We start from the raw sequence: 26,265 nt of genomic DNA on the forward strand, positions 1-26,265 counted from the left end.
GGCCGCGCCACCGGCCCGACCAGCTCCGAAAGCGAGACCACGATGTCCGGCAGAGCCGACCCCGGGGGCACACTCCACCGGCGGTACCGGATCGCCGTCTATGTCGACGACGACCCGGAGGCCGAGCGCGTCGAGGCGATCGCCGGGGACCGCTCGCACCGCTACCAGGGCGTCGTCCTCGCCGAGACCACCGGGGAGCGGATCGTCCGGCTCCGGGATGCGGGGTTCCTCGTCGACGTCCGGGCCGATCTGACGGCCGCCGAGGAGACGGTACGCGAGGACGGCACCGCGCGGGCGGCGCCGCCCGGCAGTGACGGGCCGCAGAGCATGCTGCCGCCCCGGGGCTCGGGCGCCTTCGCGACCACCGACCGCCCCGCCCCCGACCGGGAACTCCTCGCGGACCTCACCGGACGCGCCGAGCGGGCATGGGGCCCGGACGCGGCCGGCCGGGCGGCGACGGCGCCGCTCACCGTCCCCTCGGGCGAACCGGACCACAACACCTATCTGGTCCGGCTCCGGGGCCCGCTGGACCGGACCCGGCGGACCGTGCTCACCGGGATCGGCGCCCGGATCGTCCAGTTCCAGCCGCCCGGGACCTACCGGCTCCGGCTCACCCCCGGACAGCGCGACCTGATCGCCGCCCTGCCGTGGGTGGTCGCGGTCCGCCCCTGGGAACTCGCCGACACGGTGACCCCCACCCTGGACTCCGTACTCGACCGGGACGAGGACGAGGAGCGCGCCCCCGGGCCCCGGCTGCTCGCGGACGACGGGGCCGCCGCCCCGGAGCCGTACGCCGACACCTTCGACGTCCTCGTCCACGACCCCCGCGACCTCGCGACGCTCCGGCCGGTGCTGGAGGCGACGCCCGGGGTGGAGGTGCTGGCCGCGGTCGATGTGATGCTGCGGTTCCGTACCGATCTCGGCGGCGACCGGCTGCGCGATCTGCTCGCGGTGGTCGCCGCCCGGTACGAGACCCGGCAGATCACCCCGTACCGGCCACCGCTGCTCTACGCCGACCACGCCCGGCGGCTGGTCGGCGTGGACCGGGTCGGGCCCCGGGCCGACGGCGGCGCGGCGGCGGGCCCGGCGCCCTGGACCGGGGCGGGCGAGACCGTCGGAGTCTTCGACAGCGGTATCGACGACACCCATCCCGATCTCACCGGCCGGATCGCCGTCAGTGAGTCCCTGGTCGGCGGCAAGGCGTTCGACGACTGCGGCCACGGCACCCATGTGGCGGGCATCGTCGCCGGTACGGGGACGGCCAGCGGCGGTCTGATCACCGGCGTCGCCCCCGGCGCCGAACTCGCCGTCTTCCGCGTCTTCGACGACGACAACCGGCTCAGGGCCGGACCCAGCCTGGGGCCGATGCTCGGCCGGGCCGTCGACGCGGGGGCCAGGATCCTCAACCTCAGCTGGGGCAATCCCCTCTCGGGCAGCTACGACCAGTACAGCCTCGCGGTGGACCAATTCGTCGCCGACCACCCCGACGTGCTGGTGATCATCGCGGCGGGCAACAGCGGTACGGCCCCCAAGGGCACCCATGAGTTCAATACCTGCGGCACCCCCGCCACCGCCAAGAACGCGCTCACCGTCGGCGCCTGCGACACCGACCGCGACAACGACGGCCTGGCCGACCTGACCTGGGGCCGCTTCCGCCAGCCGCAGTTCCCGCTGCCCCCGGCGGGCGGCGAACACGTCTGCGGCGACCCCGATCTGCCCGCCGCGATCAGCAGCCGGGGCCCCAGCGACTACGGCAGTGTCGTACCGCATCTGCTCGCCCCCGGGACCTTCGTCCTCGCGGCCCGCAGCAGCAGCGACCGGATCGACCCCCGGCTGCCCTGGCGCGACTGCCCCGACCACCAGGGGCGCTATGTGTACATCGGCGGGACCAGCATGGCCGCGCCCGTGGTCGCGGGCGCCGCCGCCGTACTCCGGCAGTATCTGCGCGAGGTCCGCTCGCTCACCTCGCCGTCCGCCGCGCTGATGAAGGCCCTGCTGGTGGCCGCGACCCGCCGGCTGCCGTCGCTGCGGACCCCGAACACACCGCAGGACCTCGGCTACCCCGACTTCGACCAGGGCTTCGGACGGCTGGTGCTGACCACCGTACTGCCCACCCCCGACGCCCCGGCCGACCGGCGGCTGATCTGGGCCGACCTGCCCGACACCGACCCCGGCGCCCTGGAAGCCTTCGCCGACCCGGACGGCGACCGGCGCGGCAGCCGTACCTACCGGCTGACCGTGCCGGACGGCCCGCACACCGACGAACTGCGGATCGTCCTGGCCTGGACCGACCGGCCCGGCAGCGCCGTACAGAACAATCTGGACCTGGCGGTGACCACCCCCGACGGCACCGTCCACGTCGGCAACGAACAGCACACCTACAACAAGGTCCCCGGCTTCGACCGCAGCGCCGTCGCCGCCCTCACCGGGCTGCCCCTCGACCGCGCCAACACCGTCGAGACCGTCCGGATCGGCGCCCCGGCGCCCGGCGCCTACTCGATCAGGGTCTTCGCGCAGAACACGCCCTTCCCCCCGCAGGGATACGCGCTCTGCGCCGCCGGGCCGATCCGGGAAGAGGAGTTGACGACGCCATGAGGACCGCCGTGAGGACCGCCGCGATCGGCGGCAACGCGCTGCACGCCCCGCCCCATACCCGGACGGCGCTCACCTCCGCCTATGTCCAGGGCGCCGACGTCCTGGTCTTCGACATCGCCCTGACCGCCGACGGACGGGTCGTCCCCGGCTCCGCGCACGGGCTGACCCGACAGGCCGGATCGGCCGCCGCCGTCGGCGAACTCACCCTCACCCGGCTCCGCGCGCTCGACCTCGGTACCGCCTTCCGGCCGCGCGGCTCCCCCGACTTCCGCTACCGGCCCCCGGGGCACGCGCCCGTCCGCGCCGAAGCCCTCGACGACCTCGTCGACGCCCTCCCCGACGACCTCGTCTACGTCGTACGGGTCGGCGGCGAGGGAGCTGACCCGGTGGACGCCGTGGTGCGGCTCTTCGCCCGGCGCGCCGCGGCCGCCCGGCTGGTGGTCGCCGCGCCCGGCCCCGGTCCGCTGCGCCGGGCCCGCGAACTGGCCCCCGAGGTGGGGACCGGCCTGACCGGGCCGCCCGCCGCCGACGGGTCCGGCTCCTCCCCCGGCCCCGCCGCACTCGACACGGCCATCCGCGACGGCGGTCTCGATCTCGTACTCGCCGCCGTCGGCGATCTGGTCGGCCCCGACGGCCGCCCCACCGAACTCGGCCGGAGACTCGACGGGGCCACCCGCTCGGGCAGCGTCCGGCGCGGCGCCCTCGTCCTGCCCGAGCCGGGCCGGGGCCGCGACGGCTACGCGCTCGCCGCCGCGCAGCCGTACACCTGGGCCGTCGGCACCGAGTCCACCTTCGACAGCGCCGAGGTCCTGCGGCCCGGCACCCCGGTGGTCGAGGAGTCCTTCGCCGGGACCCGGACCGACACCCGCCGCTTCGCCTTCGGCTACGCCAAGGCCAACCGGCACTGCCATGTCTTCCAGGACGACGGGGTCCATGTCCGGATCACCCCCTACCCGGGCGATCCGCAGCCGCCCCGGCCCGCCGACCCAATCGAACGCCGCCTGGCCGAACTGGAGGAACGCAGCTGGTACGCGCTGGGCGACTGGCCCTTCTACAGCGGCGGCGGCTTCGGGGTGACCCGGGGGCTGCGCGGGGACTTCGCCGCCGAGGTGCGGATCGAGTCGGCCGTCGCGGCCCAGGCCACGATGTGCGAGATGGCGGTGGTCAACGCCGACCCCGGCACTCACCACCCGCCGTTCCGGGCGGACGGCTCACCGTTCTTCCCCGGCTCGGCCCGCGACAAGGACGCCTTCTACGATCCGCACGGGGCGCCGCCGTTCGTCGGCGCCGAACACGACGAGAACGACGGCTACCGGATCAACTGGAATCTGGGCACGCTCTACGACACCAATCAGTACGGGCCGCCCGTCGGCGACGGACGGGTGCTCGCGGCCCGGCTGCGGCTGGAGCGGCGGGGCCCCTACTTCGCCGCGTACACCCGCAATGACATCGACGCCCACGACTGGGTGTGCGTGGGGGCGGTCCGGAACGACTCGATGAACCCGACCGTGTATCTGCGGTGCGTCGGGAAGCGGTGGCGGCAGGAGGACGCCGACGATCCGACACGCTTCGTGCCGATCCCGGCGAACGAGTTCGTCTTCCGCGATCTGCGGATCGTCCGGATCTTCTGAGCCGTACCACCGATGAGCCGTCCCACCGATGAGCCGTGGCCGCCGATGATTCGTACCCGCCGGAGGAGTCCCACCACCGTCACCACCATCCACGGGAGTAGCAGATGCCCCAGTTGTTGCGGGTCCAGAACTTCAATGTCTCCAGCGACGGTGTCGCCGCCGGCACGGACCAGAGCCTCGAACATCCCTTCGGCACCGTACTCGACCCCGGGCGGCTGTTCTCCTGGGCGGGCGCGACGGCGAGCTGGCCGATGCGGACGCAGCCCGGGGGCAGCCGGGGCCTGGACGACTACCTCACCCGTGACTATCCGCGGAACATCGGCGCGGAGATCATGGGGCGGAACAAGTTCGGCCCCCAGCGGGGTCCCTGGGAGGACCACGAATGGCAGGGCTGGTGGGGCGACGAGCCGCCGTTCCACACCCCGGTCTTCGTCCTCACCCACCACGAGCGGCCGTCGCTCACCCTCTCCGACACCACGTTCCACTTCGTCTCCGGGGACCCCGCGGCCGTTCTGGAACAGGCGCGGCAAGCGGCGGACGGCAAGGACGTCCGGCTCGGCGGCGGGGTGACCACCATCCGCGAGTTCCTCGAAGCGGATCTGGTCGACACGCTCCATGTGGCCGTCTCACCGGTCGCCGCCGGGTCGGGGCTGCGGCTCTGGGACTCCCCCGACGAGCTGCTGGACCGGTTCCACCGGGATGTCGTGCCCAGCCCGAGCGGGGTGACGCACTACCTCTTCTGGCGCAGGTGACCGCGGTGGGCGCGGGCCGGACCGGCTGATCGGACCGTACGGACCGGACTGACCGGCCCGGCCTCGCCGGTCCGCCCGGCGGCCGGGGTCACTGCCCGACCCGGCCGTCGACGCACTCGCGCAGCAGGTCGGCGTGTCCGCAGTGCCGGGCGTACTCGTCGATCCGGTGGACCATCAGCTCGCGGACGGCGACCCGGTCCCGGCCGACGCGCTCGCCGAGGTCGTCGAAACGGTCGAGCGCGGCGTCGGTGGCGGCCTGTTCGCGTTCGAGATCGGCGAAGGCGGCGTCGACCGCCGCCCGGTCCCCGGTCGCCTCGTCGAAGTCGGCGTCGCGACGGCCGTACAGCTTGGGCAGGGGCTCGTCGTCGGTGACCCAGTTGCGCCAGTCGCGCTCCACCTCGGCGAGATGGCGGACCAGCCCGAGCAGCGACATGGTCGACGGCGGTACGGAGCGGCGGGCCAGCTGCTCCGGGTCGAGCCCTTCGCACTTCATCCTGAGAGTCAGCCGGTAGTTGACGAGAAAGTCCAGCAGCGTGGCGCGCTCGCCGTCCGGGGTGCTCCCCTCATTGTTACGGGGATCCTTGTCCGGGTCCGCCCACATATCGGGGTAGACGGTGGCCCGGGTCCATCGTGCGGGTGCGTCGCTCATAGGCGTCATGGTCGCCCCTGGCCGGTGCCGTCGCCATCGGTTTTCCGGACCGTGCCGGACCATCGCCGACCTGGTCGCTTACCAAGGGGTCAGTGACGCACTTTCAAGTCCGTACTTGTCCGGTCCCGGCGCCGGGCCGGAGAGTGGAGGCGGCGGGAACGAGACCGCCGGGAACCGAGCGGACGGGAGTGAGCGGGCATGGCCGGCGAAGCGGTGAGTGTGATCGGACTCGGGGCGATGGGCGGGGCCCTGGCGGCGGCCCTCCTCGACACGGGGCGGGAGGTGACGGTCTGGAACCGTACGCCGTCCCGGGCCGATGCCCTGGTGGAGCGGGGCGCGGTGCTCGCGCCGTCGCCCGAGGCGGCGGTCCGCGCCGGGCGGCTGGTCCTGGTCTGTCTGCTGGACTACGACTCGGTGCACGAGGTGCTGGATCCGGCGGCCGGCGCCCTGCGCGGACGCGCCCTGGTCAATCTGACCAACGGGACGCCGGGCCAGGCGGCCGAGTTCGCCGCCTGGGCGGCCGGGCACGGGGCGGACTATCTCGACGGCGGGATCATGGCGATCCCGTCGACGGTGGCCACCGAGGAGGCGTTCCTCTTCTACAGCGGCGACGAGAACGTACTCACCGGGCACCGCGCGGCGCTGGAGGTACTGGGCACTCCGCACTACCTGGGAGCCGACCCGGGTCTCGCCGCGAGCTACGACCTGGCCCTACTGACCGCCATGGACATGATGTTCGACGGCTTCCACCACGCGGTGGCCCTGGCGCTGGCGCGTGAGGGCGGCAGCGCCGCCGGGCTGACCGGACATCTGGTGTCCTGGCTGACGAACATGACCAGGGTGATGCCCGCCTTCGCGGCCGAGATCGACGCGCACCGCGCCGACGGGACAGCCCCCGTGCTGACCCAGACACTCGACCTCCAGCGGGCGGCGACCATGAACAAGATCGTCACCGCCCGGGAGGCCGGGGTCTCCACCGAACTGCTGGAGCGGACCGCCGCGGAACTGGACGCCATGGCGGCGGCCGGGCACCGGGACTGGAACTCCCCGCTCGCGATCCGGCGGATCAGGTCGGAGCCGTCGGCCTGAACCCGGGCCGGTCGGGGCCCGTGCCCGGGCCGGCGGACTCCGGGCGAGGTCAGGCCGGGGTCTGGGAGTCCGCCAGCAGCCGGAGCGCCAGTTCCTTGCGCCGGTCGTCGGCCTCGGCGGCGTTCCCGGCGTCGAACGGCGGCCTGGGGTCGTACTCCAGGGCGAGCTGGATCGCCTCGGCCGTGGTCCGCCCGGCGATCAGCGACGCCAGGTAGAGGGACATGTCGAGCCCGGCGGAGACCCCGGCGGCGGTGATGATCCGGCCCGAGCGGACATACCGTTCGGGCCGGTACGTCACATCGAACGTGGCCTCCAGATACGGCGCGGAGGCCCAATAGGTCGTCGCCTCGCGCCCGTCGAGGAGTCCGGCCGCCGCGAGGACCAGGCTCCCCGTGCAGACCGAGGTCGTGAAGCGGGTGGTCCGGTGGATCCGCCGGATCCAGTCGAGGAGTTGACGGTCGTTGATGGCCGCGACGGTGCCCCGGTTGCCCGCGCCCGGCACCACCAGGACGTCCAGCCGGTCCACCTCGGCGAGCGACAGTTCGGCCATCACCCGGACGTCCCCGGTGTCGGTACGGACCGGGCCCCGGCGGGCGGCGACCATGGTGACCTCGGCGCCCGGGAGCCGGGACAGCACCTCGGCGGGCCCGGTCGGGTCCAGCAGGCTGTAGCCGTCGTAGAGCACGATGCCGATCCGGGGTCCGCTGCCGCCCGGCTCCCACCGCCCGGGCGCGGTAGCGGCCCGGGCCGGGGCGGCGCCCGCGGCCCCGGCCGCGACCAGGGCCCCGGCGGCCGCGGTGGTACGCATCAGGGACCGCCGGGAGGCCGTCGGCCGTGATTCTGGTGTGTTGGTCATACCACCGGAGTCTGCTGTCCCGCCGCCGCCCTCGGTACGGGCGTGTCCGGCATCCTGCGGATCGTGTCCCCGCTCATGCCGTAGTGGCCGATGAACGCCTCCCGCAAGGTCTGCGCCGACCGGAATCCGCAGCGGCGGGCGACGGCGGCGAGGGAGAGCCGGGAGGTTCGTACCAGATGTGCCGCGGCCTCGGTCCGCGCGGCGCGTACGGCCCTGGCCGGGGTCGTGCCCGTATGCGCCCGGAACAGCCGGGTCAGCTGGCGGGTGCTCACCCCGGCCCGGGCCGCGAGCGCCCGGGGGCCGAGGTCCGCCGTCAGATGCCCGGCCGCGTAGGCCATCAGCTCGGCGACGGCCCGGCTCCCGGACGGCGGGGCCGACAGGAAGACACTGAGCTGCGCCTGGTCGGCGGGCCGGTGCAGATAGGTGACCAGCTCCCGGGCGACCGAGCGGGCCAGCGACGCGCCGTGGTCGTCCTCGATCAGGGAGAGCGTGAGGTCCAGGGCGCTGGTGACGCCCGCCGACGTGTAGACGTTCCCGTCCCGGATGTACAGCGGCGCCGTGTCGACGGCGACCCGGGGGTACCGGGCCGCGAGCCCTTCGCCGTACCCCCAGTGGGTGGTCGCCCGGCGGCCGTCGAGCAGTCCGGCCGCGGCGAGTACCGCCGTCCCGGTGCAGACGGCGGCGACCCGGCGGCTGCGTTCGGCGAGCCGGGCCACCTGGGCGACCAGCCGGGGATCGGCCGATGCGGCCTCGGAGCCCGCCCCGCCGACCACCATCAGGGTGTCCAGCCGCCCCGTCACCCCTTCCAGCCGCCGGGCCGCGCCGAGCACGATCCCGGCGGAGCTGCGGACGGCCCGGCGCCCCAGGGTGCCGAGTTCGACGGCGTACGGCGGGTCGGCCCCGTACCGGTTGGCGATGTCCAGCGCCCCTGTGGGGCAGGCGATGTCGAGGATCTGGGCGTCGTCGTAGGCGACGACGAGCACGCGCCGGGTCTGCTCCATCCGGTGATGCCATCACGGGCCGGGCCCGGCGCGCGCCCCGGCCCCGACCCCGGGCTCACCGGTCTGGATGTCGATGTCCTATCCTCGGCGGAACAGTGGCCCTTCTGGGGCTAGAGGGCATTTTGGGGGTTGTGACGTGGTTGCCGGTCGTGTGGTGAGGTTCGACAGCTCACGGGGTTACGGGTTCATCGCTCCGGACGACGAGGGGGAGGACGTCTTCCTCCACGTCAACGATCTGCGGTTCCCCGAGCAGTATCTGCGGTCCGGACTGGAGGTGGAGTTCGAGATCGAGGAGGGCGACCGGGGTCTGAAGGCGGCCGGGGTACGGCTCGCCGACGGGGCGGCGCCCCGGGCTGCCGTTCCGGGTACGGGTACGTCGCCGGTACGGCCGGCCGACGGTGACGACGCTCTCTGCGACGTCCTGCGGAACGCCGAGTTCCGCCAGGAGGTCACGGAGGTACTGCTGGGTGCCGCGCCGACGCTCACGGGTGAGCAGATCCTCCAGGTACGTGAGGGACTGCTGCGGTTCAGCCGGAAGCACGGGTGGGTCGAGGGCTGAGAGTCCGGTACGCGGCAGGGGCCCGGGGCGCGCGACGCGTTCCGGGCCCTTCGCCGTCCGGGACCGCAGGAGGACGCGCGGCGACGGCCGGTACCGCCGTCCGGCCGGCACCGTCCAGGACCGGTCCGCCGTCTCTCCCCGGAGGTCGAACGGTTCCGGTTCGGCGCGTTCGTCGCGGGTGACGCGGAGGTGATCCCGGGCCGGGCGTACGGCGCCGGGCCCCGGGGCGCACGGGGCGCGGTCACCGGCGGGCGACCGCGCCGTCACGGGGAGGACCGGGGCGGACCGGGGTGTTCCGCGCCGGACGGAGACGTCCGGTTCCCGGTCCGGGCGGATCACTCGGCGGGGCTGGTGGCTCCCGACCAGGCGAAGACCCGGAGGGAGACGCCCCCGTGGTCCTCCCACTCGGCGGTCGCGGTGAAGTGTTCGTACCGGTTGCCGAGGAGGAACTTCACCTTCTCGCCGGGGTCGGGTACATGGCGGATGCGCTGCTCCTCGGCGAGATAGGGCGAGGTGCAGCCTCGGAGGACCACATTCGGCCGGGCAACGGTCATGCGGGAGACTCCTCTCGACGTCCGCTGCCGTCGGTCGCCGGTGCGGCGGCGATCACACAGCGTCCTGGTCTGATGAAGACCGGCGGATCCGCGCGGATCCCGTCCGCTCCCGACGGGACCAGTGGTGTCCGACCGGTCTGCACCGTCAACGTAGATCGGCGGCGCCCGGCGGGAAACCCCTAGGCGGCCCCTACACGAGCCGGACTCCAGCCGGTCTCCAGCCCGCCACCAGCGGCCCGCGACCGGGGCACGACCAGGCGGCCCGGGATCGCGGGAGCGCACCGGCGTCCGGCCCCGTCGCCTCCGGTGGCGCGGCACCCTCGCGTCGAGGTCGCCCCGGGGCGGGATGCGGCGGGCGGGGCGGGGCCGCCGAAAGGGGGTATCGGACAGCGCGGAGTTCCGGCGCGCGGCGGCAATCCATCAATCTTTGCCGCCTTCGCAGCCTTCGCGGTCTCCGCAGGTGAAGCCCGGAATTTCCGGATGTCCCGGACAGCGTCCCGGGACGGATCGCCGTCCTGTCCACCGTTCCGTCCGGTCAATCTCCACTTTCGGGCGTGACCGAAACCCTTCTGGTGGCCGTTCGGAATGTCCACAAGGATGTTCGAGGTGGGGAGCCAGCGTGAGATGTCACCGCGCGAGGCGCGGGACGCCGCCGATTTCGCCGCCCTGTTACGGGGCCTGAAGGAACGGTCGGGCCTGACGTACCGGGGCCTGGAGGAAGCCGCCGCCCGGCAGGGCGAGGTACTGCCGCGCAGTACGTGCGCCGCCGTACTCAACGGACGCGGTCTGCCGCGCGCCGAACTGCTCACCGTCTTCGTCCGGGTCTGCGGCGAGGGCGACCGGGTCGAGGAGTGGCTGGCGGCCCGGTCCGGACTCGCGGGACGGCGCGCCGGACGGGCCGCCCGGGGACAGGCCGGGACGGGTCCCGGAGCCGGGGCCGGTACGCCGACCGCCGGTCCCGGCCCGGCCGGGGAAGACGGGACCCGTGGGACCGGTGGTGAGAGCGGGGGCGGCGGGCCGGGACCGGGCCGGAGACGGTTCTCCGTGCTGGCCGGACTGCCCGTGGCGGCGCTGCTCGCCGGGCTGTCGTTCTGGCTGGTGGAGGCGCCGGAGCGGCCCGAGTCCCGGTCGGACGACGGTCCGGTGGCCGCCGTCACGGCCCCGCCGGACGGCTATGTCCGGCTCCGGCCCCTCTCGGCGCCGGAGTTCTGTCTCACGGACGGCCGGGTCGCCGACCGGCGTCACACCCCGTTGGTGGCCGTCCAGCGGCCCTGTGACGAGGTGGCCCCGCAGTCGACGACGCTGGAGCCGACGGGCGGTGACTCGTACCGCGTCCTGTGGCACCACCCCGATGACGGCACCGGCTGTCTGAAGGCCCTCGGAGAAGGCGGCGGCAAAGGGCTGCTGGAGCCGTGGGACGACTGCGCGCGGGCCAGCCTGTTCCGGATCGAGCCGTCCGGGCGGCCCGGCGACGGCCGGTTCGTGCTGCGGGTCCCGGGCCGGGGCTGTGCGGGGATCAGGGAAGGGTCCGGCAACTCGGGTACGGAGGCCGTGATGAGCCGCTGCACCGGGTCGGACGGTCAGGTCTTCGTCATCGAACGCGTCTGACCGGCCGGGCCGGTCGGCGGTCGCCCCGCCCAGGCCACCGTTACGGCCGTCACCCGTCGGCCGGGGCGAGCCCGCGTCCGACCGCCAGGGAGAGCCTGACCAGACCGTCGCCGCCCGGCCGGACCGCCGCGTTCAGCGCCACCGCCCCCACCGACACCTGCCACGCCCCGGGCCCCGGGTCCGGGTCCGGCGGGGTGTCGTCGCCGGGGGCCCGGTGGGCGACGGCGGTCCGGACCATCGCGGCCAGACCGATGGCCTCGGCGTCCTCGGGCCGGGCACCGCCCGCGGCGGCCAGCTCCCGGGCCGTGAGCCGTACGCCGTCGTCGAGCAGCGGTCCGAGCGTCAGCAGCCGGTCGTGGATCAGGGTCTCCCGGACCGTGCGGCGGGTCCGTGGCGACGCCCACGCGGAGGCGCCGGGGCCGCCCGCGGTCGCCCCGGGTGTCCCCCGGAGCAGCCGCCACAGCGGGTCGAGCCGGCGATAGGTGGTCCAGGACACGGCCTGCTCGCCGAGCCGCGGCCCGACCAGCGGGATCAGAAAGCCCGCCGCCATGACCAGGGCGCCGACGGCCGCGATCGGCGGGGCGACGACCGTACTCAGCCGGGACCAGTCCGTACCGCTCCAGGCGGCGACGACGGCGGTCAGTTTGGCCGCGCCGAAGGCCCAGTTGAGGACGAAGCCTCCGGCGAGGACGATCAGCCCGGCCCGCAGCCAGTCGCCGACCAGCCGGGCCCAGCGCAGACAGAGCACCGTGGTGACGGTGGCGGAGACCAGATGCGCGCCGAGATAGACCACGATCATCTCGCGGACGTACGGCGTGCCCGCGTAGTACGTGTCCAGATCGCGCAGCCGCTCCACCGGGGCGTCGCCGAGCAGGAAGAGTACGGGCACGGCGGCGGTGGCCACCGCGTATCCGGCGATCCACTGCCGGATCCGGCGCCGGACCCGCTCCGGCGGCCCGCCGCGCCAGTTGACGATCAGTACGAGGCAGGAGCAGTCGAAGACACCCATGATCGTGTAGACCAGCGGCGCCGACACATTGGGGATCCCGGTCAGTTCGTTGACGGCGGAGATCGTCGGCGGGGCGGCGAAGAAGAAGCAGAGGGCGGCCGTGGCGATCAGCGCGCAGACGGACCGGATCAGGGGATTGTCCCGGCCCCGGACGAGGGCGGGGAGTTTGGCGGCGAGGACGACGGCGAGGAGGGCCGCGGGAACGTAGTAGTCGCTGCTGCGCACGGGCCGGTCAGTCCCGCCCGGCCGGGCCGGGGCGCCCCGCGGTGTCCGGCGGATCGCCGTCCCCGCCGGTCCCGTCCGGACCGGCGGGGTCCGGATCGGCGGGCCGGGTTAATCCGGTTAAGCGGACGGTCGCGGGCCGGGGGAAGGGACCGGGCCGGGCGGGGGTGTGGGAGAGCGTCTCCTGGATGCGACGCTCCAGCGGGCTGCGCGGTCCGCAGCCGTACCGCTCCAGCCAGGGGCGGAGGCGGGTGGCGAGGCCGACGCCGAACTGTTCGGCCTCGGCCTCCTCGGTGGCGACGAACCCGGTCCGCAGGGCCAGTCGCTGGACGACGGCCGTCAGATCGGTGTCGTCGCCGACGACCCGGGCCGCCGTACCGGCACCGTCGGGGTGGGTGGAGCAGTGTCCCGCCATCATGTGCCATGCCTCGTGGCCGAAGATGACCAGCTGGTGGAGGAGGCTGGTGCGTTCCTCGACGCAGATGATGTCCCGGTCGGCGGTATCGAGGTAGAGCCCGCTGGCGGTGCCCGGCGGGAAGGGCACCAGCCGGTGGATCACGGGCCGTTCGCGCAGGGCGCCGAGCCGGTCGCAGAGCACGGTGAAGACGGCGTCGGGATCGGGACCCGGCCACTCCCGCTCCACCGCGCGCGCCAGCTCGCCCCGGAGTCTGCGCATCTCGCGCCTGGTGCCCACGTGCCGCTCCCGGATTCTCGTCTCCGCACGGGCCGGTGGTCCGGCCGGCCGGCGGACGCCTCCGCTCCGGCTGCCGGACGGCGGCCGTCACGGTTCACTCTAGGGACGCCCGGGGGTGCTACGCCACAGAGCGCGGAAAGTGGCCCGAACCGTCCCCGCCCCGGCGCGCGTTCGGGTGCTACCGCGCGGGGTACCCCCCGATGGCCTCCCATTCTTTGGCGGTCAGCGGCGGCGCGGTCAGCGGCGGGCGGCCCGGTCCGCGCAGCGCGGCGACGACGATGTCCGGATGCAGCCACCGGGCGGCGCCCGAGGAGAGGGTGACGACGTCGAAGAACGCCTGGGTGACGCTCATCCGGCCGGTCGCGGCCTCGGTGATCCGGTCGACGTACCCGGCGACCAGTGGCGAGGAGGGGCGGGGCCGGGGGCCGCCGGTGGACTCCGCCACGGCCCCGGGGTAGAGCACGTCCTGGGACGTGGCCATCTCCCAGGCGACGCCCACGGGTCCGGCGACGGCGCGCTGGATCCGGCGGGCCAGGCCCGGGGCGTCGGCCCGGCCCGCGCGGGCGAGTTCGGCCGCCATGGCGGCCACGCCCTGGGCGGCGACGCTCATGCCCTGCCCGTAGAGGGGGTTGTAGGTGGCGACGCCGTCGCCGAGGACGACGAACCGCTCGGGCCAGTGCGGCGCGCGTTCGAAGTAGCGGCGGCCGTTGACCGTGCTGCGGCTGACGGCGATCTCACCGGGGAGCGGTTCGGTACGGGAGAGGAGTTCCCCGACGACGGGGTGGCGGACTCCCCTGGCGAAGGTCTCGAAGAGGTCCGGATCGCCGGTGGGCCGGCCGCCGCGGGTGCCGGAGAGGGTGACCAGCCAGCGGCGGTCCTCCACGGGCACGATGGTCGCGGTCTGGCCGGGTACGGGGGTCCGGGGCGCGGACTGCACATTGACGACGGGGAAGTTCTCGGTTCCGGCGGGGGCCCGGTAGAAGCGGCTGGCGTAGCCGAGTCCGGAGTCGACCTTCCGTTCCTCGACGCCGGTGACACCGATTCCGGCGAGCCGTTCGCGGGTCGGGGAGCCCGCGCCCGAGGCGTCGACGACGAGATCGGCTTCGAGGGCGCGTTCGGTCCCGTCGGAGGTGCGGACCCGGACGCCGGTGACACCGTCGCGGGTACCGGTGAGGGCGATCAGCTCGTGCCGGTCGAGCAGGTGTACGGCCCGGTGGCGGAGCACCCGGGCCCGGACGACCCAGTCCAGCAGGTCGCGGGTGCAGGCGATCAGATACTGCATCTCGACCGGCCAGCGTCTGAGCCAGCCCTGGGCGGTGTAGGAGACCAGTCCGGTGGGGAGCGGGATCCGGCGCGCCCCGGCGGCCAGCCAGCCTTCGGTGACGCCCGGTATCAGGTCCTCGATCACCCGGGCGCCGCCGGAGTAGAGGACGTGGACGTGCCGGGCCTGTGGGAGTTCCCGGCGCGGCCGTGGGCCGTCGGGGAGTTCACCCCGCTCGACCACGGTCACCTCGTCGATATGGCGGACCAGGGCCGCGGCGGCGAGCATTCCGGTCAGCCCGCCGCCGATGACGACGGCGCGGGTGGGTCCGGCCGGGGGGCCGGAGCGCGCCGACGGTGCGGAGGGGCCGGGCGAGGACGGTGATGTCATGACGCGGATCGGCTTTCTGGGTGGGCCGGGGGCTCCGGCGCGACGGCGGTGGCATGGGTGTCGGTGGCGCGGTTCCGCGGGCGGGGGGCCGTTGTCGCGGCGGTGACCGCGGCCGAGCCGAGGGCCTTGGAGAGCAGCAGCAGGCGTCGGCGGCCCGGTCCGAGGAATTCGGCCAGGGCATCGGCCCCCGCGCCGTCGGCGGGTCCGTCCACCCGGGTGCGTTCGGCGTCCTCCCGGTCCGGTGCCGGGCCGGTGACCGCGTACCGGATCATCGCGGCGACGGCGACGGCGTCGGCGGCGTCGGTCCCGGGCGCCGGCGCGGCGGAGCCTCGGGCGGCGAGCCCGGCCAGGGTCCGGCGCCGGACGGTGTCGTCGAGCCGGGGATGGAGTCTGAGCAGCGCGTCGTGGATACCGGTCTCCCGTACGGTCAGCCGCATATCGGCGTCTGACCACCAGGGGACGGCGGAGTGGAAGGCGGTGTCGGCCGCGCCGCGGGTGTCCTTCAGCAGCCGCCAGAGCCTGCCGAGCCGGAGGTACGCGGCCCAGCCGCCGATGAAGGCGCCGAGCCGGGGGCCGACGAGGGGCAGCAGGAAGCCCCAGGTGACGACGAATCCGCCGACGGCGACGATCGGGGGCGCGACGGTGGTGCTGAGGTGGTCCCAGTCCCGGCCGGTCCAGCGGGCCACGACGGCGGAGAGTTTGGTGAGCGCGAAGACGAGGTTGAGGCCGAACCCGGCGATCAGGACGAGGAGTCCGGCCCGCAGCCAGCCCGCGACGGCCCGCGCCCAGCGCAGGCACATCCAGGTCGTGACGGTGGCGGAGAGCAGATGCGCCACGAGATAGACGACGATCATCTCGCGGATGTACGGGGTGGTGGCGTAGTACGTGTCCAGATCGCGGAGCCGCTCCACCGGCGCGTCGCCGAGGGCGAAGAGGACGGGGATCGCGGCGATCGCGAGGGTGTAGAGCGCGAGCCAGCGGCGGGAGGCGCGCCGGACCCGGTCCTCGGGGCCGCCGCGCCAGTTGACGATCAGCACGAGACAGGCGGCGCTGAACGATCCCATGATCATATAGACCAGGGGGCCGGAGACATTGGGTACGCCGGTGATCCGGTTGACCGAGGTGATGGTGGGCGGGGCGGCGAAGAAGAAGCAGGCCGCCGCCGTGAAGACCAGGAAGCAGACGGAGCGGACCAGGGGGTCGCGCCAGCCGTACCGCAGGGACGGCAGTTTGGCGATGAACGCGATCGTCAGGGTCGCGGCGGGCAGATAGTAGTCGGTGCTCCGCACGGCTCAGCTCCGGCCCGCCGGACCACCGGGGACACCGCCCGGACCGCCGGGTCCGGCCCCCTGCCGGTGCGCGAGGGGCGGTGTCCCGTGTTCTTGCCCTTCGCCCACCTGCGACCACTCCCCTGCCTGCGCGCCGACCGCCCATCGGCCGTGCGTCGCCGGGTGCGCCCCGGCTCCGCCGGTCGCCGTGACCGGCGCCAACTCCCGTGTTCCGTACAGCTGTTCACATGTACCACAGCGGAGCCGACCGTGTGCAGGAGGCTACCCCCGGCGCCCGGCGGACAGCGGGCGCGTACACCGTCCGGGGGTTCTCCCGCGGCGCGCCCTCCGGGCTTATCGTCTACCCCAGGTGGTCATCCGGGCACAGGGTCCGGATCGGTTTGGGGGTTGTTGGCATGGTCGCCGGTCGCGTGGTGCGGTTCGACGGTATGCGGGGTTACGGCTTCATCGCTCCCGATCACGGCGGCGAGGACGTCTTCCTGCATGTGAACGATCTGTTGATCCCCGAGCAGTACGTACGCCCGGGGCTGGCGGTGGAGTTCGAGGTCGAGGAGGGCGACCGGGGGCTCAAGGCGTCGTCGGTACGGCTCGTCGACGGCACGGGCGCCGGTGCCCTCAACGGCGGCGGCGGACGGCCCTCACCGGCCGCCGGGCACGGCGCCGTACCGGCCGTCGTGCCGTCGGCGACCCGGATCTCCGGGGACGGGGACGACTCGCTGTGCGACGTCTTCACCCCGGAGGAGCTGCGGCAGGAACTGACCGAGGTCCTGCTGGCGTCGGCGCCGTCGCTGACCGGGGAGCAGCTGCTCCAGATCCGTCAGGCGCTGCTCCAGTTCGGCAAGAACCACGGCTGGACCGAGGGCTGACCCCCGGGGGCGCTCCCGCGGTCCGTCCGTCCGCCCCGACGGACCGTAGGGGGTACGCGGCACCCCGCGTCCCGCCCCGGGGCCGGGCACGGGCTCACGGGCTCACGGGCTCACGGGCTCACGGGCTCACGGGCTCACGGGAAGAGCATGATCCCGAAGGCGATCACCACCACGACCACCAAGGCGAAGAGCGCGATCCGCCAGATCGTGCTGTGGGGCAGCTTCGGCCCCGGGGGTCCCGCGCCGATACCGCGCGGGCGGTCCTCCGGGAGTTCGGCGTCCGGAGGGCGGTCGCGGGTGTAGAAGTCGTCGTCCGCCATGGCCATCACCTGCTCGCGGGCCTCACCAGGGATTCCCCTTCCCAGCCTACTCTCGCGGCCCGCCCGGGGCCGTCCGGCCGGGTGTCCGGGCGGTCCGGAGGTGATGGGCGGCGTACGAGCGCCACGGACGCCAGCTCCGGGGCGCCGCGCCGGTCGCGCCCGCGTGCCGCAGGGCGGCCGTGAGGACCGGATCGCCCGGGGGCCACACATCGGGGTCGCCGAGGGCCCGCATCCGGATCCGGGCCGCCGTCAGGGGTCCGGTCCCGGGCAGGGCGAGCAGCAGTCGCCCGGTCTCCGCCCGGTCGGTGCCGGGGTCGAGCGGCACGGTCCCGTCGGCGAGTGCGGCGGCGAGGGCCCGCAGGGGTTCGCGGCGGGCGGCCGGGATTCCGTCGAGGGCCGCGTCGGCGAGTGCGGCGGGCTCCGGGAAGAGATGGCTGAGCCCGCCGCTGGGCCGGGTGAGCGGCTCGCCGTACGCCGGGACGAGACCGGCAGCCCCGGACTTCGAGTCCGGGCCGGACCCGTCGGCACCGGCGGCGATCCGGAGCGCCGTCTCCTGGGGGTCGGCGGCGCCGGGGGCGCGCAGTCCGGGCCGGGCGGCGACCAGCGGGGCGAGCACCGGGTCGGCGCCGAGGTGTTCCGCGACGGCGAGCGGATCGGCGTCGAGGTCGAGCAGCCGGCGGATCCGGTGGGTGGCGGTGGTCAGATCGCGCAGACAGCTCAGCCGCAGCCGGCATTCCAGCCAGCCGGTTCCGTCGTTCCGTCCGCCGGTGGCCTCGGCGACCTCGGCGATGCCGGGGCCGCCGGGCAGCCGGAGGGTGCGCCGGTAGATCCGGCGGCCCGCGGGGCCGGTGATCTCCTCGACCCCGGGGAGCGCCCCGGCCTGGAGGAAGTCGAAGACCTGGGCCGAGTCGTAGGGGCCCCGGTGGGCCAGTCGCAGCGGTACGCCCGCGGGCGCGTCGGCGGGCGCGAGCCGTACGGCGTGCGCGGTCCGGCCCGGCCGGGCGGCCCGCAGTTCGGTGGGGGTGGCGGCGTAGATCGCCCGGATGGTGTCGTTGAACTGGCGGACGCTGGCGAATCCGGCGGCGAAGGCGATCTCCGCCGTCCGGAGGGTCGTGGTCTGGAGCAGCACCCGGGCGGCGTGGCCGCGCTGCGCCCGGGCGAGGGCGAGCGGTCCGGCGCCGAGTTCCGCGTTGAGCTGGCGCTGTACCTGGCGGGCGCTGTAGCCGAGCCGGTCGGCGAGTCCGGTGACCCCTTCCCGGTCGACGACGCCGTCCCCGATCAGCCGCATGGCGCGGCCGACGACATCGGCCCGGGCGTTCCACTCGGCGGAGCCGGGGACGGCGTCCGGGCGGCAGCGGCGGCAGGCCCGGTATCCGGCGCTCTGGGCGGCGGCGGCCGTGCGGTGGAAGGTGACGTTCTCCCGTTTGGGGGTGGTCGCGGGGCAGCTGGGACGGCAGTAGATGCCGGTGGTGGAGACGGCGAAGAAGAACATCCCGTCGAAGCGGGCGTCCCGGCTGGCCACGGCCTCGTAGCGGCTGTCGGCGTACCCGGTGCCGCCGGTACGGTGCCCCGTTACGCCGGTTCTGCCGGTTCTGCCGGTCTGGCTGGTCATCACCCCAGTATGGGAACGGAACCGGTCCGGTTCCGGCAGTTTTCGGACATGACGTTCGCCGGTGCGGCGGGCCGGCGGCCCCGGGCGGGGGCGGGGGTGGTGGATCCGGGGGGCGCGGGGCCCGGGGCGGGACCCCGCGGGGGCCCGAGTGGTCGGCCGCCGGGAAATCGGTCCACCGGGGTACGGGGGGACGGGGCGGCCCGGTCACCCGGCCGGATTTCCCGGACCACCAGGGAACCTTCCGGAACCTCTTGATCATTTACCGGGGACCGAATCGCGATCATCATCGATCATGAACGCGCGAAAAGCACCGGAAAGCATTCAACTCGGCGTCGATTCAACCTTGTTGTCTCGCCAGGTGATCGATCCTCGTCACCTTCTTGTCGGAATCGAAGGGATGAGTAAGATCGGCGCGCACAGGGGGTGGAGCGGACTCTCCACCCGCCGGAGCCACCCCCCACCGTTCTCAAGAGGGCTTATACCGATGACGTCGAGACCGTCCTGCCCGTGTGCCCGCCCCCGCCTCCGTCCGGCGGCGGGATCGGCGACGGGTTGATGGCCCAGGACCAGTTCCGTCCCGTCTACCATCCGGCGGGCCACGACGACGAACTGCGTGCCGCGGTCCAGGACTTACGGACGGGCCGCTGGCTGTCGACGCGGAATCTGCTGGACAGTACGCGCGGCTGGGGCCTGTGGACCCAGCGCACCCAGGTACTCGGCGCGGTCGCCGCCGGTTCGGACGCGGTCCGGGCCTGGCTCACGGAGGAACCGGAGTCGGGCGCCGCTCATGTCATGCGGTGCCGGGTGGCCGTGGAACGCGCCCTGCGGGCGCACCGCGACAACCATCCCCGTACCCCCGAGTGGTGGCACGAGGCGTGGGAGGCGTGCCGGAACGCCGCCCGGCGCGGCCCGGACGACCCGGTGCCCTGGGTCTGTCTGCTGGCCCTGGCCCAGCTGGACGAGAAGCAGCGGCTGGAGGAGCACCGCCAGCCGCCGCCCGGACCGATGCTCTTCCCCGGCCCGTGGGGTCTGCTGTCGGAGGCGCACCGGCGCGATCCGTACAACCGCGAGGCGTACCACCGGATGCTCCAGTTCGTGTACGCCCGCAAGTCGGGCGGTCATCTCTCCGAGGCGGTCAACTTCGTGCAGTGGGCGGCTTCGACCGCGCCCGCCGGTTCGGCGCTGCTGATGCTGCCGCTCTTCGTCCGGGTCGAGCGGTACCGCCGGGACCGGGGCCACGAACGGGCCCTGGATCTGCACTGGGTGACGGAGGACGCCCTGCGGGAGGCGGTCCTGGCGCTCGACGGCTGGTTCGACCGGGCCGATCCGTACACGATGTCACTGCTCGATCTCAATCATCTGGCCCACGCCCTGTGGGGCGCGGGCCGTTTCGTCGAGGCGTCCCGGGTCTTCGACGCGCTGGGGCCGTTCTACACCCCGCCGCCCTGGCAGTACCGCTCCCAGAACCCCGGCGATCCGGGCCTGGCCGAGGAGATCTTCCTCCGGGCCCGCAGCCGGTGTCTCACCGCCGCGCGCGACGCGGGTTACTGAGCGCGCCACCGCGCCCGGCGGCAGTCCACAGGTTCCGTCCTCACGGAGGCCCTTTATGTCACTCGCGCCACCCCGACGCGCCCGCAAGGGCGCCGGAAAACCCGTCGACGAGGAGCAACGGCTGCGGGAACTCGGCTATCAGCCGGTGCTCGCCCGCCGGATGGGGAGCTTCGGCAACTTCGCCATCAGCTTCTCCGTCATCTCCATCCTCTCCGGCGGAATGACGCTCTACGGCTTCGGCATGAACACCGGCGGACCGGCGGTGATGCTGTGGGGCTGGCTGGGCGTGGGGCTGATGGTGCTCTGCGTCGGCATGGCCCTGGCCGAGGTCACCAGCGCCTATCCCACCTCCGGCGCCCTCTACTACATGGCCGACCGGCTCGGCGGCCGGAAGTGGGGCTGGTACACCGGCTGGCTGAATCTGCTGGGCCTGCTCGGCGCGATCGCCGGCATCGACTACGGAGCGGCCCTCTTCATCGGGGCGTTCCTCAATCTCCAGTGGGGTTTCGATCCGACCCCCGGCTCGACCTTTCTGATCTTTCTCGCCATTCTGCTGCTCCACGCCGGGCTCAATCTCTTCGGAGTGCGGCTGGTCAGCCTGCTGAATTCGGTCAGTGTGTGGTGGCATCTGGGCGGAGTGGGCCTGATCGTCGGCGCGATCGCGATCGTGCCCGACAACCATCAGTCGCCGGAGTTCGTGTTCACCGAATTCGTCAACAACACGGGGTGGGAGAATCCGCTCTACGTGGCCGCGATCGGCCTGCTGCTGGCCCAGTACACCTTCTCCGGCTACGACGCCTCGGCCCATCTGTCGGAGGAGACGTCCAACGCCTCCGTCTCGGCGGCCAAGGGCATCGTCCGGGCGATCTGGGTCTCCTGGATCGCCGGTTTCGTCCTGCTGACGGCGCTGACCTTCGCCATCCAGGACTACAACGGGGCGCTGGAGAGCGAGACCGGGGTGCCACCGGCCCAGATCCTGCTGGACGCGCTGGGCTCGGGCGGTGCCGCGGCGCTGCTGCTGGTAGTGATCGTGGCCCAGTTGTTCTGCGGGAACGCGGAGGTCGCGGCGGCCAGCCGGATGGTCTTCGCGTTCAGCCGGGACAACGCCCTGCCGGGGTCGAAGCTCTGGCGCCGGGTCAGCAGCCGGACCCTCACCCCGGTCCCCGCGGTCTGGCTCTCGGTCTGCTTCGCCGGGGTGCTGGCGCTGCCGTCGCTCTGGTCGAGCACCGCCTACGGCGCGGTGACCGCGATCAATGTCATCGGGATCACCCCGGCCTACATCATCCCGGTCTATCTGAAGCTGCGGGCCGGTGACCGGTTCCAGCCCGGACCGTGGACGCTGGGCCGGTGGAGCAAGCCGGTCGGCTGGATCGCGGTGGTGTGGGTGGTCTGTGTGACGGTGCTCTTCCTGCTGCCGCAGTCCAGTCCGGTGACGGCGGACACCATGAACTACGCCTCGGTGGCGCTGGCTTCGGTGCTGGCTCTCGCCACGGTCTGGTGGTTCGTGGCCCGGCGTACGTACAGCACCCCGCCGCCGTACGGCTCGGCACGGGAGCAGGCGGAGATCGCGGAACACATCGTCTGATGTTCCGTACGGCGGCCCCTGACCGTCGCGAGGGGGCCGGTCCCGCCGACTGGACCGGCCCCGTAACCGTGCCCGTACCCCGTACCCGCGCCCCGGGCGGCGCGCCGTGCGACGAGCGGCCGTGCCGGGAATGTCAGTGGTCCGCGAGATGCTGGACGGACCGTGACCGCGCCGAGGGGGAACAGTGAGATGACCGATCCGGAGAGGGCCGCGGCCCAGGCATACGTACGGCTGCTGAGCGCCACCCGGGCCGTGCTGGACGACGAGCGCCCCGCCGCCGCGCTGCCGCTGCTGACCGCGCCGATGGCGGAGGCCGACCTGGCGCTGGCCGCGCTGGGAATGGCGGGCAACGAGGCGGCGTTCTTCCGGCTCGTCGGCCGGCTGCGGCCGGTGCCGCCCGGCGGGGAACCGGACTGACCTGCGATCGTCCGGCAGGTGTTCGCCCCGGGCCGGGAGTCCGGCCCGTGCGAGTCCCCGGTCATTCCCGGGTACGAGGCCCGGACACGCGCTCTGTACGCCGTCACCGCCTCCGCACGCCCCCTGGTCACCCGACGCACCCTCGCACACTCCCTTGTCGACATGTCGTCGTATTTCTACCGTCCCCGGTGACCACGGAAAGACCCCGCGACGCGGGGCCGTTCGAAGGGGGAACGGATGAGATTCACCATGCGACGTACCTGGGCGGTGGTGGTGGCGCTGCTGCTGCTTCCGCTGAGCACCGTCGCGGCACGGGCCGGGAGCGGCGACGCCCTCTCGGCCGATCTGGTGGCGAAGATGAGTCCCGAGCGGCAGGCCGAGGTACTGGCCCCGCTGCGCGCCGCGGCCGAGGCCGTGGACAAGGTGGGCCGCGGCAGCCACTCCGATGTGTACACCCAGGTCGCCCTGGGCACCGACTACCGTTCGGTCAAGGTCTATCTGACCGATGTCGCACAGGGGGCCGGCTTCCTGGCGGCCGTCCGCCGTACCGCGCCGAACGTCGACGCCGGACTGATCGACGTCCTCGCCGGCCAGAAGACCCGTAAGCAACTCGACGCGGAGATCTCCGCCCTCACCTCCCGGCGCGATCTGCCGTTCGACATCACCCTCGCCGGTCCGTCCGTGGACGGCGGATCGATCGATCTGCTGGTGGACGACCCGGCCGCGGCCCGCGCCTACTTCGCCAAGCCGTCCGTGGCGAAGGACCGCGAGGAAGCGTCCGCGACACCCCTGCGGATCAACAAGTCGACCGGAGCGGCACCCCTGACCCGGGAGAACGACACCTCGCCGTTCTACGCGGCCGCGGCGCTCGGCCCGGGCTCCGGCGGACGCTCGCGCTGCACCAGCGGCATCCCCTCGATCAGTACCTGGGACGGCCGCCAGTGGCTCGTCACCGCCGGGCACTGCTACAACGTGGGCGACCATGTCTACGCCCTCGGCGGCAACTACATCGGCCAGGTGAAGTACAAGCGCCCCGAGATCGACTCCCTGTTCATCGAGACGCCGACCCTCCGCTACACCTGGGACGGGGTGGACGCCGCGGGATATGTGCGCTACCTGAACGGTGTCCGCAATGTCGCCGTCAACGACTTCACCTGCCAGCTCGGCTACAACTCCAAGGTGGTCTGCAACATCCGGACCGTCTACGCGGGCAACGCGACCTGGCCGGTCGACGGCTACACCATCCGGGGCAGCTACGGCGTGCCCCACTACGGCGGGATCGTCGGCCGCGGCGGGGACAGCGGCGGCCCGGTGATCACGGTCAACCACCCCGACTCGCGTCAGCTCAACGGCATCATCAGCTACGGCACCGGGTGCAACGCCGCCCGGGAGTGCAGCGGCGGTGTCGCCTGGGTCGATGTCTGGACCATCTTCAACAACTTCGCGATCAAGCTGAACCCCAGCTGACCGCGGACCGGGTGCCTCCGGCGGCTCGACGGCCGCCGGGGGCGCCCGGCCCGTTCCCGTACGGGCCCCGGGGACACGCTCCCCGGGGCCCGTACCGCTCCCTCCCGTACCGGCACGGGAGCGTCTCCCCCCGGCCGGTACGGCTCCCGGATCCCCGGCCGACTCCGGGCCCCGGAACCAGGGTCGCGAAACGCCCCTGCCGGAAGGCTGTTGACGCACCCCCGGCGTGCGCCTCGATGCTCTCCCTCGTTCCCATCAGTGAGTGGACGACCACACGAAGGTGCATGTCATGAAACTCCGCAGAACCGGCCGCCCGGTCCCGCCCCGCGGCCGTCTCGCGATCGTCGCCACGGGCCTGGCGTCGGTCGCCGCGCTCGTCATCCCGAACGTCACGGCGTCCGCCGCGCCCGCCGACCGGCCCGCGCAGGCCACCAAGAGCACGCAGGGCACCGCGCCGTACCACCGGGGTCCGGTCCTCGACGTCGAACAGACCGAGCGGGCCCGGGTCGACGAGTGCTTCAAGTCGATCGGCGGGTCCCGGCCCGCGCCGAGCGGCGGCTCCTGCCCCTCCGGATTCCAGCCGAAGATCAACGGCGCCTATGTGTGGAGCGCCGCCCGCTCCGGCGACTACGCCTACTTCGGCACCCTGGCCAATGTCACCTGCAACGCCTCCTCCACCTACAGCGGCGATCTCACGCCCCACCTGGTGAAGAACGCCGACGTCTGCGAGTACGGCAAGGGCGCGGGCGCCGACGCGCTGGGCCCGATCTACGGTGACGCGCGGACCCCGCAGGTGCTGCGGGTGAACGCGGACACCCAGAAGACCGAGGACATCACCCCGGTCTCGGACCCGCTGATCAAGCGGACCGTGGGGCTGCGCGGCGCCGCCGCGCACAACGACGTGGTCTTCCTGTTCGGCCAGTTGGTGGCCGAGGGCCAGACCGTCGGCCACGGTCTGTCGATGTTCGCCTTCGAGGGCGCCACGGGCCGCTTCCTCGGTTCCAAGGCGTATACCGACCTGGTCAGCGCGCGCGGCGGAGTGGTCGCCGCGGACGGCAACCTGTATCTCGCCGGGCGGGCCCCGGGGGTGAACGGCGGCCGGATCCTGCGCTGGGCCGGTGACAAGACGAATCCGTTCGTCTTCGAGACCGTCGCCCAACTGGAGAATGACCCCGGCTATCTGACCACCTTCAAGGACCGGCTGGTCGCCTCCGGCTGGGGCACCCAGCTGCCCGGCGACAACGGGGCGGTCAGCGGGGGCGCGGCGAAGATCTGGATGAGCCCGCCGATCCCGTCCGCCGGACTGACCTTCGACGCGGCGGCGGCCTGGAAGCCGGTCTTCTCCTGGGACCAGTACGACCCCGACCCGGCGCTCAGCAAGGGCGTGGCGTGGGGCGCGCTCGCCGAGTGGAAGGGCGAGTTGTACGTCGGCAGCTACAACCAGGCCGCGGTCGGCGCCGTCCAGACGATGTGGAAGACCTACGGACAGCCCCGGAGCGACGCCCTGCGGCAGCGGGACATGATCTCCGGCTCCCGGCCGACGACGGTCTTCCGGATCAGCGACCCCGGGACGGCGGACCAGCGGACGACCCTGCTGTACGGGGAGCGGAAGCTGCCGGTCTACAACCCCAACACCAAGCTGTGGACCGCCAAGCCGAATCTGCTGGGCCAGAGCCCGAAGTTCGGTCCCTCGGGGTTCAACGGCAATATCGGCAACGCGTACGCGTGGACGTTCACGGTCTTCCAGAACCGGCTCTACGTGACTCCTCCCCCTCGTGGATGAGGGGGCTTCTCGTTATGCCGGGTTGGCGTCGCGACGGACCAGCCCGGCCCGTAGAACGTTGGTTGCCCCCACGACGTCGGCGTGTGCTGTGTGGCCGCACGAGACGCAGTGGAACTTCTCCTGGGTGGGCCGGTTCTCCGCTGCGACGTGCCCGCATTCGGGGCAGGTCCGGGAGGTGTTGCGGGGGTCCACGGCGATCACTTCCCGTCCGGCGCTTTCAGCCTTGGCGTGCAGGATCGTCAGGAACACCCCCCATCCGGCATCCGAGATCGAACGGTTGAGCCCAGCCTTCGCGGCGGCCCCGTTGGGCAAGAAGCCGCCCACTTGTTCGGGGTCAGGTTTCGAGGCGGGGGCTTTGACCATGTTGCGGATCTTGAGGTCCTCGTGCGCTATCAGGTCGTGCTCGCGGACTAGGTGTATTGACCACGAGCGTTGTTGACGGTTCCGGGTCTTGATCATGGCGAAGACCTCCGGTGTGGTGGAGGTGTCTAGGCTCCACACCGCA

Annotated in this window: 23 protein-coding genes; 12 read left to right on the forward strand and 11 right to left on the reverse strand. The window is 73.2% G+C overall.

All coding sequences use genetic code 11. The annotated features are described in order from the left end of the window. The first annotated feature begins 42 nt into the window (after positions 1–42). From AB0G74_RS15215 to AB0G74_RS15225, 3 genes are all read left to right on the forward strand, one after another. Positions 43–2,595 (forward strand): S8 family serine peptidase, encoded by a 2,553-nt coding sequence (locus tag AB0G74_RS15215; RefSeq protein WP_361145551.1) that lies wholly within the window; start codon positions 43–45, stop codon positions 2,593–2,595. Then, on the forward strand, positions 2,592–4,226 hold the full coding sequence (locus AB0G74_RS15220) for a glycerophosphodiester phosphodiesterase family protein (protein WP_361145553.1): 1,635 nt from the start codon (positions 2,592–2,594) through the stop codon (positions 4,224–4,226). Before AB0G74_RS15215 ends, AB0G74_RS15220 begins: the two co-directional genes overlap by 4 nt. 104 nt (positions 4,227–4,330) lie before the next feature. Then, complete coding sequence (locus tag AB0G74_RS15225; RefSeq protein ID WP_361145557.1) at positions 4,331–4,978, forward strand: dihydrofolate reductase family protein; 648 nt, start codon at positions 4,331–4,333, stop codon at positions 4,976–4,978. Between the two features lie 88 nt (positions 4,979–5,066). Here AB0G74_RS15225 and AB0G74_RS15230 read toward each other — a convergent pair whose 3' ends face one another. Beyond that, complete coding sequence (locus tag AB0G74_RS15230) at positions 5,067–5,636, reverse strand: DinB family protein (protein WP_361145559.1); 570 nt, start codon at positions 5,634–5,636, stop codon at positions 5,067–5,069. A 189-nt stretch (positions 5,637–5,825) separates the two neighbouring features. Here AB0G74_RS15230 and AB0G74_RS15235 point away from each other — a divergent pair, with 189 nt between their 5' ends. Next, positions 5,826–6,716 (forward strand): NAD(P)-binding domain-containing protein, encoded by an 891-nt coding sequence (locus AB0G74_RS15235; protein ID WP_361145562.1) that lies wholly within the window; start codon positions 5,826–5,828, stop codon positions 6,714–6,716. Positions 6,717–6,765: 49 nt separating this feature from the next. Here AB0G74_RS15235 and AB0G74_RS15240 read toward each other — a convergent pair whose 3' ends face one another. Beyond that, positions 6,766–7,572: a DJ-1/PfpI family protein gene (locus AB0G74_RS15240; RefSeq protein ID WP_361145565.1), complete on the reverse strand. Its 807-nt coding sequence runs from the start codon at positions 7,570–7,572 to the stop codon at positions 6,766–6,768. Beyond that, a complete protein-coding gene (locus tag AB0G74_RS15245; RefSeq protein WP_361145568.1) occupies positions 7,569–8,573 on the reverse strand; it encodes a DJ-1/PfpI family protein in 1,005 nt (334 codons plus the stop codon). Before AB0G74_RS15245 ends, AB0G74_RS15240 begins: the two co-directional genes overlap by 4 nt. Positions 8,574–8,709: 136 nt before the next feature. On the opposite strand from AB0G74_RS15245, the gene AB0G74_RS15250 reads away from it, so the two are divergent. After that, on the forward strand, positions 8,710–9,132 hold the full coding sequence (locus AB0G74_RS15250; protein ID WP_361145571.1) for a cold shock domain-containing protein: 423 nt from the start codon (positions 8,710–8,712) through the stop codon (positions 9,130–9,132). Between the two features lie 335 nt (positions 9,133–9,467). Here the strand turns inward: AB0G74_RS15250 and AB0G74_RS15255 are convergent, their stop codons facing one another. Beyond that, complete coding sequence (locus AB0G74_RS15255; RefSeq protein ID WP_361145574.1) at positions 9,468–9,686, reverse strand: DUF5988 family protein; 219 nt, start codon at positions 9,684–9,686, stop codon at positions 9,468–9,470. 606 nt (positions 9,687–10,292) lie between these two features. Here AB0G74_RS15255 and AB0G74_RS15260 point away from each other — a divergent pair. Next, the gene (locus AB0G74_RS15260; RefSeq protein ID WP_361145577.1) at positions 10,293–11,294 is read left to right on the forward strand and encodes a hypothetical protein; all 1,002 of its coding nucleotides are present in this window, start codon (positions 10,293–10,295) and stop codon (positions 11,292–11,294) included. Between the two features lie 49 nt (positions 11,295–11,343). On the opposite strand, the gene AB0G74_RS15265 is transcribed toward AB0G74_RS15260, so the two are convergent. The 4 genes from AB0G74_RS15265 to AB0G74_RS15280 form a co-directional block, all read right to left on the reverse strand. Continuing rightward, a complete protein-coding gene (locus AB0G74_RS15265; RefSeq protein WP_361145580.1) occupies positions 11,344–12,528 on the reverse strand; it encodes an MAB_1171c family putative transporter in 1,185 nt (394 codons plus the stop codon). Between the two features lie 7 nt (positions 12,529–12,535). Beyond that, positions 12,536–13,219, reverse strand: coding sequence for a toxin-antitoxin system, toxin component (locus AB0G74_RS15270; protein ID WP_361145583.1), 684 nt, complete (start codon positions 13,217–13,219; stop codon positions 12,536–12,538). Positions 13,220–13,397: 178 nt separating this feature from the next. Beyond that, positions 13,398–14,870, reverse strand: coding sequence for an FAD-dependent monooxygenase (locus AB0G74_RS15275; RefSeq protein WP_361145586.1), 1,473 nt, complete (start codon positions 14,868–14,870; stop codon positions 13,398–13,400). After that, positions 14,867–16,159, reverse strand: coding sequence for an MAB_1171c family putative transporter (locus AB0G74_RS15280; protein WP_361145589.1), 1,293 nt, complete (start codon positions 16,157–16,159; stop codon positions 14,867–14,869). Before AB0G74_RS15280 ends, AB0G74_RS15275 begins: the two co-directional genes overlap by 4 nt. 395 nt (positions 16,160–16,554) lie before the next feature. Here AB0G74_RS15280 and AB0G74_RS15285 point away from each other — a divergent pair, with 395 nt between their 5' ends. Beyond that, positions 16,555–17,025, forward strand: coding sequence for a cold shock domain-containing protein (locus AB0G74_RS15285; protein ID WP_361145591.1), 471 nt, complete (start codon positions 16,555–16,557; stop codon positions 17,023–17,025). 134 nt (positions 17,026–17,159) lie between these two features. Here the strand turns inward: AB0G74_RS15285 and AB0G74_RS15290 are convergent, their stop codons facing one another. Further along, the gene (locus tag AB0G74_RS15290; RefSeq protein WP_361145594.1) at positions 17,160–17,345 is read right to left on the reverse strand and encodes a hypothetical protein; all 186 of its coding nucleotides are present in this window, start codon (positions 17,343–17,345) and stop codon (positions 17,160–17,162) included. A 46-nt stretch (positions 17,346–17,391) separates the two neighbouring features. Continuing rightward, positions 17,392–18,957, reverse strand: coding sequence for an AlkA N-terminal domain-containing protein (locus AB0G74_RS15295; RefSeq protein WP_361145597.1), 1,566 nt, complete (start codon positions 18,955–18,957; stop codon positions 17,392–17,394). Between the two features lie 555 nt (positions 18,958–19,512). Between AB0G74_RS15295 and AB0G74_RS15300 the strand changes: the two genes are divergently transcribed. The 5 genes from AB0G74_RS15300 to AB0G74_RS15320 all read left to right on the forward strand — a co-directional run bounded on the left by AB0G74_RS15300 (position 19,513) and on the right by AB0G74_RS15320 (position 25,760). Next, entirely contained in the window at positions 19,513–20,508 is a 996-nt protein-coding gene (locus AB0G74_RS15300) for a hypothetical protein (protein ID WP_361145626.1), read from the forward strand. Between the two features lie 55 nt (positions 20,509–20,563). Next, positions 20,564–22,093, forward strand: coding sequence for an amino acid permease (locus AB0G74_RS15305; RefSeq protein ID WP_361145600.1), 1,530 nt, complete (start codon positions 20,564–20,566; stop codon positions 22,091–22,093). Positions 22,094–22,282: 189 nt separating this feature from the next. Further along, the gene (locus tag AB0G74_RS15310; protein WP_361145603.1) at positions 22,283–22,510 is read left to right on the forward strand and encodes a hypothetical protein; all 228 of its coding nucleotides are present in this window, start codon (positions 22,283–22,285) and stop codon (positions 22,508–22,510) included. A 249-nt stretch (positions 22,511–22,759) separates the two neighbouring features. Then, positions 22,760–23,977, forward strand: a complete 1,218-nt coding sequence (locus AB0G74_RS15315) for a hypothetical protein (RefSeq protein ID WP_361145606.1) — start codon at positions 22,760–22,762, stop codon at positions 23,975–23,977. A gap of 289 nt (positions 23,978–24,266) precedes the next feature. Continuing rightward, a complete protein-coding gene (locus tag AB0G74_RS15320; RefSeq protein ID WP_361145608.1) occupies positions 24,267–25,760 on the forward strand; it encodes a hypothetical protein in 1,494 nt (497 codons plus the stop codon). Positions 25,761–25,772: 12 nt separating this feature from the next. On the opposite strand, the gene AB0G74_RS15325 is transcribed toward AB0G74_RS15320, so the two are convergent. Continuing rightward, positions 25,773–26,265: transposase (locus tag AB0G74_RS15325; protein WP_361145611.1), on the reverse strand; the 493-nt coding region annotated here is incomplete at its 5' end.

The organism is Streptomyces sp. NPDC020875, from assembly GCF_040641415.1.
GTDB lineage: Bacteria > Actinomycetota > Actinomycetes > Streptomycetales > Streptomycetaceae > Streptomyces.

Bases quoted from the DNA above. Each gene is read 5' to 3' on its own strand.
- AB0G74_RS15230 (WP_361145559.1), bottom strand. From the start codon at position 5,636: ATGACGCCTATGAGCGACGCACCCGCACGATGGACCCGGGCCACCGTC.
- AB0G74_RS15320 (WP_361145608.1), top strand. From the start codon at position 24,267: ATGAAACTCCGCAGAACCGGCCGCCCGGTCCCGCCCCGCGGCCGTCTC.
- AB0G74_RS15310 (WP_361145603.1), top strand. From the start codon at position 22,283: ATGACCGATCCGGAGAGGGCCGCGGCCCAGGCATACGTACGGCTGCTG.
- AB0G74_RS15225 (WP_361145557.1), top strand. From the start codon at position 4,331: ATGCCCCAGTTGTTGCGGGTCCAGAACTTCAATGTCTCCAGCGACGGT.
- AB0G74_RS15240 (WP_361145565.1), bottom strand. From the start codon at position 7,572: ATGACCAACACACCAGAATCACGGCCGACGGCCTCCCGGCGGTCCCTG.
- AB0G74_RS15305 (WP_361145600.1), top strand. From the start codon at position 20,564: ATGTCACTCGCGCCACCCCGACGCGCCCGCAAGGGCGCCGGAAAACCC.
- AB0G74_RS15255 (WP_361145574.1), bottom strand. From the start codon at position 9,686: ATGACCGTTGCCCGGCCGAATGTGGTCCTCCGAGGCTGCACCTCGCCC.
- AB0G74_RS15300 (WP_361145626.1), top strand. From the start codon at position 19,513: ATGGCCCAGGACCAGTTCCGTCCCGTCTACCATCCGGCGGGCCACGAC.
- AB0G74_RS15315 (WP_361145606.1), top strand. From the start codon at position 22,760: ATGCGACGTACCTGGGCGGTGGTGGTGGCGCTGCTGCTGCTTCCGCTG.
- AB0G74_RS15235 (WP_361145562.1), top strand. From the start codon at position 5,826: ATGGCCGGCGAAGCGGTGAGTGTGATCGGACTCGGGGCGATGGGCGGG.
- AB0G74_RS15275 (WP_361145586.1), bottom strand. From the start codon at position 14,870: ATGACATCACCGTCCTCGCCCGGCCCCTCCGCACCGTCGGCGCGCTCC.
- AB0G74_RS15290 (WP_361145594.1), bottom strand. From the start codon at position 17,345: ATGGCGGACGACGACTTCTACACCCGCGACCGCCCTCCGGACGCCGAA.
- AB0G74_RS15245 (WP_361145568.1), bottom strand. From the start codon at position 8,573: ATGGAGCAGACCCGGCGCGTGCTCGTCGTCGCCTACGACGACGCCCAG.
- AB0G74_RS15295 (WP_361145597.1), bottom strand. From the start codon at position 18,957: ATGACCAGCCAGACCGGCAGAACCGGCAGAACCGGCGTAACGGGGCAC.
- AB0G74_RS15220 (WP_361145553.1), top strand. From the start codon at position 2,592: ATGAGGACCGCCGTGAGGACCGCCGCGATCGGCGGCAACGCGCTGCAC.
- AB0G74_RS15285 (WP_361145591.1), top strand. From the start codon at position 16,555: ATGGTCGCCGGTCGCGTGGTGCGGTTCGACGGTATGCGGGGTTACGGC.
- AB0G74_RS15215 (WP_361145551.1), top strand. From the start codon at position 43: ATGTCCGGCAGAGCCGACCCCGGGGGCACACTCCACCGGCGGTACCGG.